This is a genomic window from Luteimonas suaedae (assembly GCF_008312895.1).
GTDB classification, from domain to species: Bacteria; Pseudomonadota; Gammaproteobacteria; order Xanthomonadales; family Xanthomonadaceae; genus Luteimonas; species Luteimonas suaedae.
Window position 1 is genome coordinate 66,090 of the sequence record NZ_VSSP01000003.1, and the last position, 15,047, is coordinate 81,136.

The following is a 15,047-nucleotide window of genomic DNA, read 5'->3' on the forward strand; positions in this document are numbered from 1 at the left end:
TTGTCCTTCGGCGCAGGTCGAGATGGATCCCGGCCTACGCCGGGATGACGAGCGGGGCCTCGTCCGGTGTCGGCGCTTGCCACAGATGGAAGCCGGCCGGCGGCGGAAATACGGGCGTGATTCCGCCCGCTGCGCCCGCGCTTGCGTTCGAGTCGACGCGCCCGGGCTTGCCGCCGGCAGACCTATCGTCCGCGGCTCCCCCGGTTCCACCAGTCCTCGATCAGCCAGTGCGAGATCGAGATCCCCGGCGACAGCAACGGACCGTCGTCTCCGGATTCGCCGCGCAGGGCGGCGCCGATCTCGTCGCGTCCGAACCAGCGCGCGGCCTCCAGTTCGTCGCTGACCACCGGCGGGTCGGGTTCGGCATCGGCCTCGAAGCCGAGCATCAGCGAGGACGGGAACGGCCACGGCTGCGAGCCCAGGTAGCGGCTGGCGCGCACCCGCACGCCGGACTCCTCGAACACCTCGCGCACCACCGTCTGCTCCAACGTCTCGCCGGGCTCGACGAAGCCGGCGAGCACCGACCAGCGCCGCGGCGGCCAGCCGGCCTGCCGGCCGAGCAGCAGGCGCTCACCATCGGAAACGGCGACGATCACCGCCGGATCCGTGCGTGGATAGTGCTCGAGATCGCAGTGCGCGCAGTGGCCGAGCCAACCCGCGCGCGAGAACGTCAGGGCCTGCCCGCAGGCGCCGCAATGGCGATGGCGGACACGCCAGTACAGTACCGCGCGTGCCTGCGCATAGGCGGTCGCCTCCAGCGCGGGCCAGGCAGCGGCGGCGGTACGCAGGTCGATCCGTGCCGGCGCCTCGACGGCGAGCGCCGTGGACGGCAGCGCGAACCAGCCCTGTCCCGCATGCAGGCCGAGGAACATCGCCTGCGCCGGATCGACGGCCGCTAGCGCCGCCGGCGGCGGCACGAATCGCCCCTGCCGCGCATCGGCCAGGGCGCAACCGTCGGCATCGAGAAACAGCAGGGTCGCCTGCGGCCACAGGGTTGCGAGCGCGTCCGGATCGTTGCGCAGGTGCTCGGCGCGATCGAGCGCGCCGTCGACGAAGGCGAAGGACATGGGGTGGTGATTGGTGATTCGTGATTGGTGATTCGAAAAAGCGTTCCCGCCTGCAGGCGGCAGGACGGATGATGCCATCATCCCGCTTCCCGAATCTCCGCAGTCATCAGGGAACCCCTGAACTGCCGGCATCCCCTAGCGTTCAGCAGCCGAATGGCGGACCAAGCCGGAACGACGAGGTGTCGAGCCCCCTCCCGAATCACCAATCACCAATCACCAATCACCAATCACCAATCACCAATCACGGCCTGCGGCCACCGGCCGCAGGCCTACACCGTAAAACTGCTGCCACAGCCGCAGGTGCTCTTGGCGTTCGGGTTGCGGATGGTGAACTGCGCGCCGTGCAGGCTCTCGACGTAGTCGACCGCCGCGCCCATCAGGTACTGCAGGCTGAGCGGATCGACCAACAGCACCACGCCGTCGGTGTCGACCGCCAGGTCCTCGTCGGCCTGCTGCTCGTCGAACTCGAATCCGTACTGGAAGCCGGAACAGCCGCCGCCCTGGATGTACACCCGCAGCTTCAGTGCCGGGTTGCCTTCCTCGACGATCAGTTCGCGCACCTTGGCCGCCGCCGCCGGGGTGAAGTCGAGCGGGCGCTGCAGGGCCTGGTAGCCGGTCGGTTCGGATTGCATCGTGGTCATGCGCTCAGGATGGGGGGCGCAGTGCGCTGGTTCAAGCACCAGGCGCAGAACGGGCCGTCGCATCGGCCCATGTGAACGACTGCTCGACCTCCGCGCCGCCGGCCGGATCCAGGTGCGCGCTCACCCGCACCGGCGAGAAGCCCTTCGGCAGCAGGATATCGCCCTCGACCTGCTGGAAGTACTTGAACGAGTACTCCACCGGCGGCGCGTCGTGCTGCTGGCGCAGGTCCACCCAGTCCAGTTGCTCCAGCTTGCCGTCGCGCGTGCCCTCGATCGAGAGCTTCAGTCCGCCGCGGCTGACCGCGCCGCGATTGAGGTTCTGGGTCAGGGTGGCGGTGAAATGCCAGACGCCGTCGCCGCTCGGCTGCAGCAGCAGTTCATGCACGGACAGGCCGCGGCGCTGCGCGGTGGCGCCGACGAAGCGTTCGTAGAAGGCGACGTCCGCGCGCAGGCCCGCGATCTCCTCCTCGCGCTCGGTCAGCGCGCTCTGCAGGTCGCGGTTGGCGTCGCGGCTGATCTGGTCGGAACGCGTGAGCGTGGTCACCCGCTGCTCCAGGTCCTCGATCTGCGCCTGCTGCGCGCGCAGCTGGGCGCGGGGATCGGCGGCCGGTCGCCCGCCGAGCACCACCGACAGCCCCCAGGCCCCGAACGCCAGCGACACCAGAAGCACGGCGATCACGATGTAGGTCAGGCGCGGGTGCGGATCGTGGTGCGGGGCGGGCGCCGCGGCGGCAGCCGGTGCCGGCTGCTGCGGGGCGGGCGCATCGGAAGCATCGGGAGGCGGCGCGTCGGTCATCCCGAACGGTATAGCCAGCGCCCGGAGCCGGCGTCAACACGACGCGCCGCCGCGGGTTCGCCCGCATTCACCGGATTCGCGTCTCATCCCACGCCTCCGGGCCGACGCGGCGTCCAGGTCTGAGGCCGAGTGAACCCTTGGTGGGAGTGGCGGCGGCATGCCGCCGCCGGGAAGTCGCGACGGGCCGCCCGCGGCGTCGCGACTTCCGTCGCTGCCATATGCGCGCAGTCGCGACGTCCCGGCACGTATCCATGCCCCGCCTGAAACATGGGCGAATGTCGAGACTACCCGGAGCGCCTGCCTATACTGCGCACAGGCGCGCGCCACCCCGGCGCCCGCGGCGGAGATCCCATGTCCGAGGCACACCTGTTCGCGATCGGCGTGCTGCTGGCCTGGCTGGCCGGCATCCGCGTCTACCTGACCGTGTTCGGCGTCGGCCTGGCCGGCGCGCTCGGCTGGCTGGAGCTGCCGCAGGCGCTCGAGGCCACCACCTCGCCCTGGGTCCTCGGGGTCTCCGGCGTGCTGGCGCTGGCCGAGTTCTTCGCCGACAAGATCCCCGGCGTCGACTCGGCCTGGGATCTGCTGCAGACGCTGGCCCGGGTCCCGGCCGGCGCCTTCCTGGCGGCCGCGGCGCTGTCACCGGACGGCGAGCTCGGCGCGGGCATGCTCGCCACCGGCGCCGGTGTGGCGCTGACCAGTCATTTGCTGAAATCCGGCTCGCGGGCGCTGTTGAACGCCTCGCCGGAACCGTTCAGCAACTGGACCGCCTCCGTCACCGAGGACGCGGTGGTGGTGGGCGCCCTGGCGCTGGCGTTCACCCACCCCTGGATCGCGTTGGCACTGGTGACCGGCATCGGCGTGCTGGTCGCCGTGGCGATCTGGTGGCTGTGGCGGCGCCTGTTCCGGCGCGCGCCCCGCTCCGTCCCCGGCTGAATCCCGCGTCCGGGTCGTCGATCCTGAATACGGATCGCGTGACTGCGGGCGGGCGCACGGAAGCCGGCGGCCACGATCGCGCATAATCGCCGCTCCTGCAGCAGCAAACCTGCCGCCGCGCCACGCGATGCCCATGGGTCGCGCCGGACCGTGCGGCAGCGGACCGACGGCCACGGCCGGGGCAGTTGCCTGCGATCACGGATGGCGGCACAGTCGTACGAATGGGGATGGCAGACGATACGCGACGCGCCGAGTTTCCACCGGCGCACTACTGGCGACGCTGGAGTTCGGACGCGGCTGCCCCGACGCTGCCGGCCGCGGACGACGGCGACGCCATCCGCGAGGAACTGGCGTTGCGGGCGGCCAGCGCGCGCCCGGCCGCGGCGGCCAGCGGCGAGCCGCCCTACCGGGTCTTGATCGTCGAGGACGACCGCAGCCAGGCGCTGTTCGCGCAGAGCGTGCTGCAGGGCGCCGGCATGCAGGCGCAGGCGGTCTCCGACGCCGACCAGGTGATGGCCGCGCTGAAGGCGTTCCAGCCCGACCTGGTGCTGATGGACCTGCACATGCCGGCCATCGACGGTGCCGAGCTCACCAACATGATCCGCGGCAACGCGCGCTATGCGCATACCCCGATCGTGTTCCTGACCGGCGATCCCGATCCCGAACGTCAGTTCGAGGTGCTGGAGATCGGCGCCGACGATTTCCTCAGCAAGCCGGTGCGACCGCGACACCTGATCGCGGCGGTGGAGAACCGGATCAAGCGCGCGCGCGAGCTGCAGGCGCAGCGGCCCGACGACGGTCGCCATTCCACCACCGGCCTGCACACCCGCAACCGCATGCTGCAACGCCTGGCCACGGCGATTCCCGCCGGCGGCGACGGCGCGCTGTACTTCCTCGAGATCGACGGCACCGCCGCGCTGCGCGACCGGCTCGGCTACGCCACGCTGGAGTCGGTGCTGCTCGAGGCCGGGCACCGGATCGCGGAACTGGCTGGCGGGCATCCGGCGGCGCGACTCAACGACAACACCTTCCTGATCCATGTCGAGCGGACCCATGGCGAGCGCGGACAGGCCGCGTCCGCGCCGCACGATCCGCTCGCTTGGGCGCGCGGCCTGCGCGACGGCCTCGGCGGCCGCCCATTCGACGCCGGCGGTGAGCCGCTGCGGCTGCGGGTGCGGATCGGCTACGCCACGCTCGCACACGGATTCGAGGACGCCGGCAGTGCGCTCGCCGCCGCCGAGCAGGCGCTGCGCGCCTCACGCAACGATCCCATCGGCATCGCCGCCTATGCCCCGCCCGACCCGGGCACGCTCGAGCGGGCCCATGGGTTGTCGGACATGATCGCCGACGCGCTCGCCGGCGACCGGCTGGAGCTGGCCTACCAGCCGATCGTCGCGGTGTCCGGTGGCGAGCAGGCGCAGTACCAGACCCTGCTACGGCTGCGTGACGCCGAGGGCAGGTTGTATACCGCCGGCGAGATCCTCCCGGTCGCCGAAGCCGCCGGGCTGCTGCAGGACATCGACCGCCGCGTGCTGGAAAAGGCATTGCTGCTGCTGCAGCAGCAGCAGGCACGCGGCATGCCGTTGCGGTTGTTCGTGTCGCAGTCGCCACGCAGCCTGGCGCGCGAAGGCCATGCCGCCTGGCTGCTGTCGGCACTGCAGGAGCTCGGGATCGACGGCGCCAGCCTGGTGATCGACGTGCGTCAGGAGGACGCCCTGATGCATGCCGTATCGCTGCAGGAATTCTGCACGACGATGGCGTCCGCCGGCACGCAGCTGTGCCTGAGCCAGTACCGTCCCGACGGCGACGTCGACACCCTGCTCGCACAGCTGCCGCTGAACTTCGTGCGGCTGGCGGCGGACTTTTCCAGCAAGCTCACCGACAGCGCCGTGCGCGACGCGATGCGCGATGCGATCGAACGCGCGCACCGGGTCGGGCTGCAGGTCATCGGCCAGCAGGTCGAGGACCCGCAGGCCGCCGCAACGCTGTGGATGAGCGGTATCGATTACATCCAGGGCAACCTGGTGCAACAGGTCGCGGACGACCTCGACTTCGACTTCCATCATTCGGTGCTCTAGACCATGGTCACGCTGACAAGGACACGTCCCTCCTCGTTGATGTTGCGCTGGCTGGCGCTCGGCGCCGCCTGCGGCGCGGCAGTGATGCTGCTGCTCGATTTCATCGGCATGGCCGGCCCATGGCAGGGCATCGCCCTGGTGCTGGCGTTGCTCGCCACCTTCGCCTGCAGCGCCACGATCTACATGATGCAGGCGCGCGACCGCGAGTTCGACGAGGCCGAGGAGACCGTGCGCCGCAACGAAGCCGAGCGCGTCGACCTGCAGGCGCAGCTGGAACGCCATACCCAGCTCGAGCAGGACCTGCGCCAGGCCAAGCAGGCAGCGGAATCGGCGGTGCTGGCCAAGGGCGAGTTCCTCGCCACCATGAGCCACGAGATCCGCACGCCGCTCAACGGCATCGTGCCGATGCTGGACCTGCTGATGCACGCGCGGCTGCCGGCCGACCACGCCGAACTGGTGCGCACCGCGTACACCTCCTCGCAGCAGATGCTCCGGATCGTCGACGACATCCTCGACTACTCCAAGCTCGAGGCCGACAAGCTCGAACTGGAGATCACCGGCTTCAACCTGCGCGAGCTGCTGGAAAGCGTGTTGCAGCTGATGGAGCGCCCGGCGCAGAGCAAGGGCCTGCGCCTGAGCCTGCACATCGATCCGGCGGTGCGGCTGCCGGTGCGCGGCGATCCGGTGCGGCTGCGCCAAGTGGTGGGCAACCTGGTCAGCAACGCGGTCAAGTTCACCGAGCGCGGCTCGGTCGCGGTCAACGTGCGCCGCATCGGCGAGAGCGCCGCGCAGCACCAGCTGCGGATCGAGGTGCGCGATACCGGCATCGGCATTTCCCAGGCGGCGCAGGGGCGCCTGTTCCAGGCCTTCAACCAGGCCGATGCCTCGACCACGCGGCTCTACGGCGGCACCGGCCTGGGATTGGCGATCTCCAAGCGCATCGTCGAACTGATGAGCGGGCATATCGGCGTGCAGTCGGCGCCCGGCCAGGGCGCGACCTTCTGGTTCGAGGTGCCGCTGCTCAAGGTACACGGCGACATGCCGACCCAGGACCGGCTCGCCGACGGTGGCCGCCTGCTGCTGCTCAGCGCCGATCCGCGCCTGCGCCTGCGCCTGTCGATGCACCTGCCCAACTGGGGCCTGCGCGTGAGTGCGGTCGAGACCACGCAGGAAGCGCTCAACCGTCTGCGCGCCGCGGCCACCCAGGGCGCGCCCTGGGCGTACTCGATCGTGCTCGCCGACCTGGCCGGCATGCGCAACACCGCGCTGGCGCTGCACCGCAATCTCGGCCGCCAGGCGGTCTACGGCGACCTCAAGCTGGTCTGCCTGTACGGCGACGACCCGGTGCCGGAGGAACTGCGCGCCAGCGCCACCGTGCTCAGCCGCCAGGCGCCCGACGCCGACCTGCGCGCCGCACTGATCGGCGAGACCGCGAGTGACGAGGATCCGCCCATGATCGCGACCGCGACCGCATCCGAAGCGCCGGCGTCCGCCGCCGACGCCGGGCAGTCCGCGCAGGCGCCGGTCGCGACGAACGCCCCCGCGCCGGCACGGCCCGTGCGCAGCCCGCGGGTGCTGCTGGTCGAGGACAACCCCGTCAACCTCATGGTCGGGCAGCGGCTGCTGTCGGTCCTCGGCATCGCCTGCGACACCGCCGGCAATGGCGAGGCGGCGCTGATGCGGATGTCGGCTTCGCGCTACGACATCGTGCTGATGGATTGCCAGATGCCGGTGATGGACGGCTATACCGCGACCCGGCAATGGCGCGAAAGCGAAGCCGCCGCCGGCGACCATCGCCACGTGCCGATCATCGCCATGACCGCCAATGCCATGGCCGGCGATCGGCAGAAATGCCTGGATGCCGGCATGGACGACTACCTGCCCAAGCCGGTGACCCGCAGCGAACTGGAGCGTTGCCTGAGCCACTGGTGGAACCCTGAACTGGCCGCGCAGGACACCGGCCTGGAGCAGGCCGAGGAGATCGGCTTAGACCACCTGCCGGTCCAGGGCGGCGATGCGTTCGCTGCGGCGCCGCCGCCGGCGGCGGACATCGAAGCGGAAGCGGAACCGGCAATCCCGGCCGCGGTTTCGGAACCGGCCGCTACGGCGCCGGTCACCGCATCCTCCGCCGAGGCCGAACAGCTCGCGCCTGCGGTCGTGGACACGGCCGTTGCAGCCTCGCCGGCACCGGAGGCTCCCGAAGCGATCCCGACGCCGACCTCGTCACCTGCGCCGGCCACGACACCGCCCCGGGCCGAGTGGGCACTGATGCCGATCACCGGCGCGGCCCCCGACGACGGCTCACCGGCATCCCCCGCCCCGGCATCGCCCCCGGCCCAAGCATCGACCCCAGCGCAGCCATCTCCGGCCCAGCCGCCCACCGCCGCACCACAGAGCGGGCGAACGCCGGCATCGGCCGATTCGGCCGCCACGGCGCGCCCGCCGGCACCGATCTCCGCGAAGCCGACGCGGACGGCGATGCCGTTGCCGGCGCCGCTCACCGCCCCGGCGCGAACTCCGCCGGTGGACGCCGCCGACAGCACGGCGACCGGTACCAGCATGGCAACGGCCACCGGCGAACCCACGCCGTCGGCCCCGACCACGCCAACGACCGCCAGCGAAGCTCTGGCGGCAGCCAAGGCCTCATCACCGCCGCCACCCGTGCCCGCCGCACCGCCGCGTCCGCCACCGCCCCCGGTCATCGACCAGGACGTGCTGGACGAACTGCGCTCGATGCTCGGCGACGAAGTCGACCGCCTGATCGAGGTCTTCCTCGAGGATACGCCGCGTCTGCTGGCGCGCCTGGAAATCGCCGCGGCCGGCCCGGACTACGACGCGCTGCGCGATGCCGCGCACTCGCTCAAGTCCTCCAGTGCCAACCTCGGCGCGATGCTGCTCTCGGCGGCCGCCAGGCGCATCGAGCACGGCGCGCGCGAAGGCACCCTGGCGCGTCCCGCAGTCGCGGTCGCACTGGTGACCAACGAGTTCGCCCGCGCCCGACGCCTGCTCCGTTCGGGCAGCCGCACCACCCCGGCCTGACGCGCGCCGCCTCTCACGGAACCGGGCTAGAGCGGGCGTAGACCCGTAGGAGCGCGCCATGCGCGCGATGCCGCGGGCGTCTCCGGTACGGATCATGCTGGTCCCGCCGCGAACCGGAAAGCGCACCGGTGGACGGAATTGCGTGGCGGTGCCATGCCCGCGGCATCGCGCGCATGGCGCGCTCCTACGAAGCAGCGGCGCGGGCCGCAACCGAACCTACTCGTCGATCTTGCTCTGCAGGTAGTTCTGCTCGCCGACGCGCTCGATCAGATCGATCTGGGTCTCGATCCAGTCGACGTGCTCTTCCTCCGACTCGAGGATGTCGGCGAACAGCTTGCGGCTGACATAGTCGTGGACCTGCTCGCAGTACTTGATCGCGTCGCGCAGCAGCGGGATGGCCTCGAGTTCCAGGGCAAGATCGCAACCGAGGATCTCGCGCGGGTTCTCGCCGATCTTGAGCTTGCCGAGCGCCTGGAAGTTGGGCACGCCTTCGAGGAACAAGATGCGCTCGGACAGCAAGTCCGCATGCTTCATCTCGTCGATCGACTCCTCGTATTCGTGCTTGGCGAGTTCGTGCAGCCCCCAGTTCTTCAGCATCTTGGCGTGCAGGAAGTACTGGTTGATCGCGGTCAGCTCGTTGTAGAGCGCCTCGTTGAGATATTTGATGACTTGTGCGTCGCCTTTCATGGGGGAGTCTCCGCAACGGAACGACCCCTACTCTAGCGCTGCGGAGAATCGCATGACGGAACGCGAATCGTGCGCATTTTTTTCTGCGCTGACGCGGGCTTCATGCCGCCCGGGCGATCACCGCGAAAGCCGGCGCGTCGGCGGTGGCGGCCTCGCACCCGGAAGCCGATTGCGCCTGCGCCAACACCTCGCAGGCGGTCGCCACGCAACTGCCGCAACAGGCACCACAACCGGTGCGCATGGTCAGCTCGGGCATGCCCGAACAGCCGGCCGCGGCGGCTTCGTGGATATCGCGTTCGGTGACGGCGTTGCAAAGGCAGACGTACACGGGCAGGCAGGATTTGAGGACGAGACCGCATTCCGCCAGAAACGAGAATGATTGTCAATTAACAGGTGCGGCCAGGCTGCCGCCCGGATCAGGCGCAGCCCGAATCGGTGCTCCTGCCGTTCATGACACCCCCCAGACCGGATTTGGCCCGCTGCCGCCGGGCACCGTGGCGGTGCGGCTCGATCTTCACGAACGGCACCGCCTGCGGCCCGGCCACCTGCCGGGCGAACGGCGCCAGATGCCGCAGCGCATGAGCATAGACACCGCGCTTGAACACGACCACATGGTCCAGCGGGTACCAGAAGTCGACCCAGCGCCAATTGTCGAACTCCGGCTTCTCGGTCAGGTCGAGCTTCAGGTCGCGGTCCTCGCCGGTGAACTGCAGCAGGAACCAGACCTGCTTCTGGCCGATGCAGACCAGGCGGTCGTTGCGCCGGATCGCCCGCTGCGGCAGCCGGTAGCGCAGCCAGCCCGGGGTCACGCCGAGCACGGCAACGTGCTCGGGCAGCAGCCCGGTCTCCTCGTTCAGCTCACGATACATCGCCTCGAGCGGCGTCTCGTCGGTGTTCATCCCGCCCTGCGGGAACTGCCACCCGTCGTGACGCACCCGCCGGGCCCAGAACACCCGGCCATTGGGATGCATCAGTACGATGCCGACATTCGGTCGATAGCCGTCCGGATCGATCACGATGCGGACTCCGGAAATTTCACTGTGTCCGACTCTGCCACGGCCGGGGGGTATCGACAAGCGCGGTGGCGCGGAATTGACGCGAAGGTCCAGGGCATGGACAATTTGCGGTTCGCCGCGCCGCAAGCGCACGGCCCATGGCTATGTAGCTCAGCCGGTTAGAGCACAGCACTCATAATGCTGGGGTCGGTGGTTCGAGTCCACCCATAGCCACCATTGTCTTGCCCTCCTGATTCTCTGGGCGTCCGCGATACTGCCTGCGCCGTCGCCTCACGGCGTGTTCCGGTTCCGCTGCGGGCTTTCCCGCCGTTCGGGCGGCACCACTACACGGATCACCGCATGGACATCTTCAAGGTCTTCACCATCGAGGCCGCGCACCGGCTGCCGAACGTGCCCGAGGGGCACAAATGCGCACGCCTGCATGGGCATTCGTTCCGGATCGAGATCCATGTCGCGGGCGAGCCCGGACCGGAGACCGGCTGGGTGATGGACTTCGCCGACCTGAAGGCCGCCTTCCATCCGCTGTACCAACAACTCGATCATCACTATCTCAACGAGATCGAGGGGCTGGAGAACCCGACCAGCGAGCGACTGGCGATCTGGATCTGGGAGCGGCTCAGGCCGGCGCTGCCGATGCTGAGCGAGGTGGTGGTGCACGAGACCTGCACCTCGGGCTGCCGCTACCGGGGGTGAGGCAACGCGCTTGCGCGCTGCCCGATCGGCAGTTCGCGCGTTGCCGAACGCCCGGGCATGGAGAGCTGGCTGGGCGACCCGGAGCCTGGCGGGTTGCTGCGCCCTGGAGGGCAACGGACCGTTCACCTGAAGCGGCATGCTCGGTCTGCGAGTTCATGACCCGAACGGCCCTGCAGGCCGAAAGGCGCCAACCCCTTGAAATTCAAGGAATCCTGAACAGGAGCATGCCGTTCGTCGGCACAATGTTGCATCGCAACATAAGTCGCCATATGCTGCACCGCACAAACCCGGCAATCCCTGCCGGTCCACCCAAACGCAGGAATCCGCCATGTATCAGTTCAATGAGCAGTTCAACGATCAGTTCACCGCCGCCACCCGCCAGTTCGGCGAGACCGCATCGCAGGTCGGCCAGCTGGCTCTGGAAAACGCCGAGAAGGTGTTCGGCCTGCAGCTGAGCACCCTGGAAGCGAATGCCAACGCCACCTTCGCCTTCCTGGGCGAGTTCGCCGAGGTCCGCGATCTCGACGGCTACAAGGCCGTGTTGCCGAAGGGCGTGCAGGTTGCGCGCGAGAACGTCGAGCGCAGCATCCACGCCGGCCAGGAAGTCTTCGCCCGCACCCTGAAGACCAACGAGGCCATCGGCCAGATCGCCAAGGGCCAGGTCGAGGCCGCCACCGAGCAGGCCCAGTCCGCCACCGCCAAGGCCACCAAGGCCGCCGGCAAGAAGGCCTGAAGCACCACGGCCTGAGCACCGGCCGACGGCCGCCTCCTCTCTCCGGGAGGCCGTCGCCGAAACCAAAACCCCGGCCGCAACTGCGGCCGGGGTTTTTTGTTGTCCGGAAACCACCTGGTCACGGCGGCGGCGCACGCACGCTCTCGCGGCCCTCGGATCAGGCGCTGGGCGGCGGCAACCCGGGCTGGTCGCCGCCTTGCGCGCCGCCGGTAGCCGGTTCCCGCGCGCCCAGGTCGTCCGGCAAAGGCTCGTCGAGCTTGTCGCCGAGCACCCGACGCACGATCACGAAGAACACCGGGATCAGCAGCAGGCCGAGGAAGGTCGCGAACAGCATGCCGCCGATCACGCCGGTGCCCAAGGCATGGCGCGCATTGGCGCCGGCGCCGGAGGACAGGGCCAGCGGCGTCACGCCCATGATGAAGGCGAAGGAGGTCATCAGGATCGGACGGAAGCGCAGCCGCGCCGCCTCGACCACCGCATCGCGCAGGGTCTTGCCCTCGGTCCGCTGCTGCACCGCGAATTCGACGATCAGGATCGCGTTCTTCGCCGCCAGCCCGATCACCGTCACCAATCCGATCTTGAAGAAGATGTCGTTGGACAGCCCGCGCAGCATGGTGAACGCCACCGCGCCGAGAATGCCCAGCGGGATGATCAGCAGCACCGAGACCGGGACCGACCAGCTCTCGTATAGCGCCGCCAGCGCCAGGAACACCACCACCACCGACAGCACCAGCAGCAGGGTCGCGGCATTGCCGGCCAGGATCTCCTGGTACGACAGGCCGGTCCAGTCGAAACCGATGCCAGCGGGCAACTCGTCGCGCACGATCTCCTCCATCGCCTGCATCGCCTCGCCGGAACTGCGCCCCGGCGCCTGCGAACCGACGATGTTGACCGCCGAGTAGCCGTTGTAGCGGGTCAGCGCCGGCGCGCCGGTGGTCCACTCCGGCGTCACCACGTTGCTGAGCGGGATCATCGCGCGGGTGCCGTCTTCGGCGACTTCACCGGCGGGCGTATAGAACCGCCCGAGCGAGCCCGGATCGGTGCGGTAGGGCGCGTCGGCACGCATGTTGACCCGCTTGATCCGGCCTTCGGCGACGTAGTCGTTGACGTACACCGGCGCCAGCATCAGCTGGATCGCACTGTAGACGTCATTGACCGACAGGCCCATCGCCTGTGCCTGCACGCGGTCGACGTGGAGCCGGAGCTGCGGCGCGTCCTCCAGGGTGTTCGGGCGCACGCCGGTCAGCGCCTCGTTCTGCGCCGCGCTGGCGAGCAGCGTATTGCGCGCCTCGGCGAGGGCATCGCGGCCGGCGCCGGCGCGGTCCTGCAGGTACATGTCGAAGCCGCCGAACTGGCTCAGGCCGCGCACCGTCGGCAGGTTGACCACGAAGATGCTGGCGTCGCGGACACCGGACAGCGCGCCGTTGGCCCGCTGGATGAATTCCTCGGCGCTGAAGTCGCGCTCGCTCCAGTCCTTGAGCCGGATGAAGGCCATGCCGACGTTCTCGCCGCGGCCGACGAAGCTGAAGCCGGCGACCTGCATCATGCCCTCGTAGCCGTCCATCTGCTCCAGCGTGCCGCGCACCTCTTCGAACACCGTCCGGGTGCGCTGCAGGGTTGATCCCGGCGGCAGCTGCACGATCGCCAGCGCATAGCCCTGGTCCTCTTCGGGCAGGAAGCTGCCGGGCAGGCGCACGTACAGCAGCCCGCACACCACCGTCAGCGCCACGAACACCGCCATCCAGCGCGGCGCGTGCCGCACCGCGCTTCCGATGTGGCCGACATAGGTGCGGTTGATCCTGTCGTAGTACTTGTTGAACGTACGCACGACGACGTTTTCCTTCTTTTCGCCGTGCGGCGGGTGCTGCTTGAGGAAGGTCGCGCACAGCGCCGGGGTGAAGCCGAGCGCCAGGAACGCCGAGAACCCCATCGAGATGGCGATGGTCAGCGCGAACTGCTTGTAGATCTCGCCCGACGCGCCGCCCTGCAGGGCGCTGGGGATGAACACCGCCGCCAGCACCACCGTGATCGCCACCACCGCGCCGGTGATCTGCCCCATCGCCTTGATCGTCGCCTCGCGCGGCGGCAACTTCTCCTCGGCCATGATCCGCTCGACGTTCTCGATCACCACGATCGCGTCGTCGACCACGATGCCGATCGCCAGCACCATCGCGAACAGGGTGAGCTGGTTGACGGTGAAGCCGATCATGCTCAGACCGAGGAAGGTGCCCAGCAGCGCGACCGGGATCACCAGGGTCGGGATCAGGGTGGCGCGCAGGTTCTGCAGGAACAGCAGCATCACCAGGAACACCAGCACCACCGCCTCGGCCAGGGTCTTGAGCACCTCCTCGATCGAGATCCTGACGAAGGTGGTGCTGTCGTAGGGCGAGAACCAGTCCACGCCCTGCGGGAAGCCGGGCGCCAGCTCGTCCATGCGCGCGCGCACCGCCTCGGCCACGCTGAGCGCATTGGCGCCAGGCAGCAGCTGGATGGCAAACGCGCCGGTCGGCTGGCCGTTGTACCGGGTGTCGAAGCCGAAGCCGGAGGCGCCGGTCTCGACCCGGGCGACGTCCCGCAGGCGCACGGTGGAGCCGTCGGCGTCGGCGCGCAGGACGATGTTCGCGAACTGCTCCGGGGTGCTGAAGCGGCCCTCGGCGGACACGGTGGCGGTGAAGCCCTGGCCGGGCGGCGCCGGGTCGGAACCGATCGCGCCGGCGGCGAACTGCACGTTCTGGCCGCGCACCGCGGCCAGCACCTGGCTCGCCGACAGGCCGTAACCCTGCAGCCGATCCGGGTCCAGCCAGATGTTCATGGCGTACTCGGAGCCGAACTGCTGGGTGCTGCCGACGCCCGGCACGCGCGCGATCTGCTCGAGCACGCGCGAGCCGATCAGGTCGTTGAGCGCGTTGCGGTCGACGTCCGGGTTTTCGGAACGCAGCGCCACCACCATCAGGAAGCCGGCGTTGGCCTTGGCCACCACCACGCCCTGCTGCACCACCTCGGAAGGCAGGCGAGGCGTGGCCAGCGAGATCTTGTTCTGCACCTGCACCTGGGCGATGTCGGGATCGGTGCCGGTCTCGAAGGTGAGGGTGATGTTGGCGCCGCCGGACGAGTTGGAGGTGGAGTTGAAATAGAGCAGGTTGTCGATGCCGGTGAGCTGCTGCTCGATCACTTGGGTGACCGCGCGCTCGGTGGTCTGCGCGTCGGCGCCGGGATAAGTCGCCGACACCGTCACCTGCGGCGGCGCCACGTTCGGGTACGACTCCACGCCCATGTTGAGCACGGCGATGATGCCGCTCAGGGTGATCAGGATGGAGACGACCCAGGCGAAGACCGGGTGGTTGATGAAGAATCTCGGCATGGC

At 69.4% G+C, this 15,047-nt stretch carries 12 protein-coding genes and 1 tRNA gene; 6 read left to right on the forward strand and 7 right to left on the reverse strand.

All coding sequences use genetic code 11. The annotated features are described in order from the left end of the window. Nucleotides 1-182: 182 nt before the first annotated feature. From nudC to FXO19_RS06505, 3 genes are all read right to left on the reverse strand, one after another. Nucleotides 183-1,067 (reverse strand): NAD(+) diphosphatase, encoded by an 885-nt coding sequence (gene nudC, locus FXO19_RS06495; RefSeq protein ID WP_149194267.1) that lies wholly within the window; start codon nt 1,065-1,067, stop codon nt 183-185. 269 nt (nt 1,068-1,336) lie between these two features. Further along, nucleotides 1,337-1,708, reverse strand: a complete 372-nt coding sequence (erpA, locus tag FXO19_RS06500) for an iron-sulfur cluster insertion protein ErpA (RefSeq protein WP_149194268.1) — start codon at nt 1,706-1,708, stop codon at nt 1,337-1,339. Between the two features lie 31 nt (nt 1,709-1,739). Beyond that, nucleotides 1,740-2,504: a DUF6776 family protein gene (locus FXO19_RS06505; RefSeq protein WP_187775659.1), complete on the reverse strand. Its 765-nt coding sequence runs from the start codon at nt 2,502-2,504 to the stop codon at nt 1,740-1,742. A gap of 351 nt (nt 2,505-2,855) precedes the next feature. Between FXO19_RS06505 and FXO19_RS06510 the strand changes: the two genes are divergently transcribed. The 3 genes from FXO19_RS06510 to FXO19_RS06520 all read left to right on the forward strand — a co-directional run bounded on the left by FXO19_RS06510 (nt 2,856) and on the right by FXO19_RS06520 (nt 8,554). Then, nucleotides 2,856-3,437: a DUF4126 domain-containing protein gene (locus FXO19_RS06510; protein ID WP_149194269.1), complete on the forward strand. Its 582-nt coding sequence runs from the start codon at nt 2,856-2,858 to the stop codon at nt 3,435-3,437. A gap of 227 nt (nt 3,438-3,664) precedes the next feature. Next, nucleotides 3,665-5,515 (forward strand): EAL domain-containing protein, encoded by a 1,851-nt coding sequence (locus tag FXO19_RS06515; protein WP_255516327.1) that lies wholly within the window; start codon nt 3,665-3,667, stop codon nt 5,513-5,515. Nucleotides 5,516-5,518: 3 nt separating this feature from the next. Further along, nucleotides 5,519-8,554, forward strand: coding sequence for an ATP-binding protein (locus FXO19_RS06520; RefSeq protein ID WP_255516328.1), 3,036 nt, complete (start codon nt 5,519-5,521; stop codon nt 8,552-8,554). A gap of 216 nt (nt 8,555-8,770) precedes the next feature. Here FXO19_RS06520 and bfr read toward each other — a convergent pair whose 3' ends face one another. The 3 genes from bfr to FXO19_RS06540 form a co-directional block, all read right to left on the reverse strand. Then, nucleotides 8,771-9,241, reverse strand: coding sequence for a bacterioferritin (gene bfr, locus FXO19_RS06530; protein WP_149194271.1), 471 nt, complete (start codon nt 9,239-9,241; stop codon nt 8,771-8,773). Between the two features lie 100 nt (nt 9,242-9,341). After that, on the reverse strand, nt 9,342-9,569 hold the full coding sequence (locus FXO19_RS06535; protein ID WP_187775660.1) for a (2Fe-2S)-binding protein: 228 nt from the start codon (nt 9,567-9,569) through the stop codon (nt 9,342-9,344). 88 nt (nt 9,570-9,657) lie between these two features. Then, on the reverse strand, nt 9,658-10,257 hold the full coding sequence (locus FXO19_RS06540; protein WP_149194272.1) for an RNA pyrophosphohydrolase: 600 nt from the start codon (nt 10,255-10,257) through the stop codon (nt 9,658-9,660). A gap of 139 nt (nt 10,258-10,396) precedes the next feature. Here FXO19_RS06540 and FXO19_RS06545 point away from each other — a divergent pair. The 3 genes from FXO19_RS06545 to FXO19_RS06555 all read left to right on the forward strand — a co-directional run bounded on the left by FXO19_RS06545 (nt 10,397) and on the right by FXO19_RS06555 (nt 11,683). Next, nucleotides 10,397-10,473: transfer RNA gene (locus tag FXO19_RS06545), tRNA-Met, on the forward strand. A gap of 123 nt (nt 10,474-10,596) precedes the next feature. Continuing rightward, nucleotides 10,597-10,950 carry a 6-carboxytetrahydropterin synthase QueD gene (gene queD / locus FXO19_RS06550; RefSeq protein WP_149194273.1) on the forward strand — a complete coding sequence of 118 codons (354 nt, stop codon included), beginning with the start codon at nt 10,597-10,599 and terminating at the stop codon, nt 10,948-10,950. 328 nt (nt 10,951-11,278) lie between these two features. Beyond that, nucleotides 11,279-11,683 (forward strand): phasin family protein, encoded by a 405-nt coding sequence (locus FXO19_RS06555; RefSeq protein WP_149194274.1) that lies wholly within the window; start codon nt 11,279-11,281, stop codon nt 11,681-11,683. 157 nt (nt 11,684-11,840) lie between these two features. Here FXO19_RS06555 and FXO19_RS06560 read toward each other — a convergent pair whose 3' ends face one another. Further along, a complete protein-coding gene (locus FXO19_RS06560) occupies nt 11,841-15,044 on the reverse strand; it encodes a multidrug efflux RND transporter permease subunit (RefSeq protein ID WP_149194275.1) in 3,204 nt (1,067 codons plus the stop codon). Nucleotides 15,045-15,047: the final 3 nt, after the last annotated feature.

Bases quoted from the DNA above. Each gene is read 5' to 3' on its own strand.
- bfr (WP_149194271.1), bottom strand. From the start codon at position 9,241: ATGAAAGGCGACGCACAAGTCATCAAATATCTCAACGAGGCGCTCTAC.
- nudC (WP_149194267.1), bottom strand. From the start codon at position 1,067: ATGTCCTTCGCCTTCGTCGACGGCGCGCTCGATCGCGCCGAGCACCTG.
- FXO19_RS06510 (WP_149194269.1), top strand. From the start codon at position 2,856: ATGTCCGAGGCACACCTGTTCGCGATCGGCGTGCTGCTGGCCTGGCTG.
- queD (WP_149194273.1), top strand. From the start codon at position 10,597: ATGGACATCTTCAAGGTCTTCACCATCGAGGCCGCGCACCGGCTGCCG.
- FXO19_RS06560 (WP_149194275.1), bottom strand. From the start codon at position 15,044: ATGCCGAGATTCTTCATCAACCACCCGGTCTTCGCCTGGGTCGTCTCC.
- FXO19_RS06520 (WP_255516328.1), top strand. From the start codon at position 5,519: ATGGTCACGCTGACAAGGACACGTCCCTCCTCGTTGATGTTGCGCTGG.
- FXO19_RS06515 (WP_255516327.1), top strand. From the start codon at position 3,665: ATGGCAGACGATACGCGACGCGCCGAGTTTCCACCGGCGCACTACTGG.
- erpA (WP_149194268.1), bottom strand. From the start codon at position 1,708: ATGACCACGATGCAATCCGAACCGACCGGCTACCAGGCCCTGCAGCGC.
- FXO19_RS06555 (WP_149194274.1), top strand. From the start codon at position 11,279: ATGTATCAGTTCAATGAGCAGTTCAACGATCAGTTCACCGCCGCCACC.
- FXO19_RS06505 (WP_187775659.1), bottom strand. From the start codon at position 2,504: ATGACCGACGCGCCGCCTCCCGATGCTTCCGATGCGCCCGCCCCGCAG.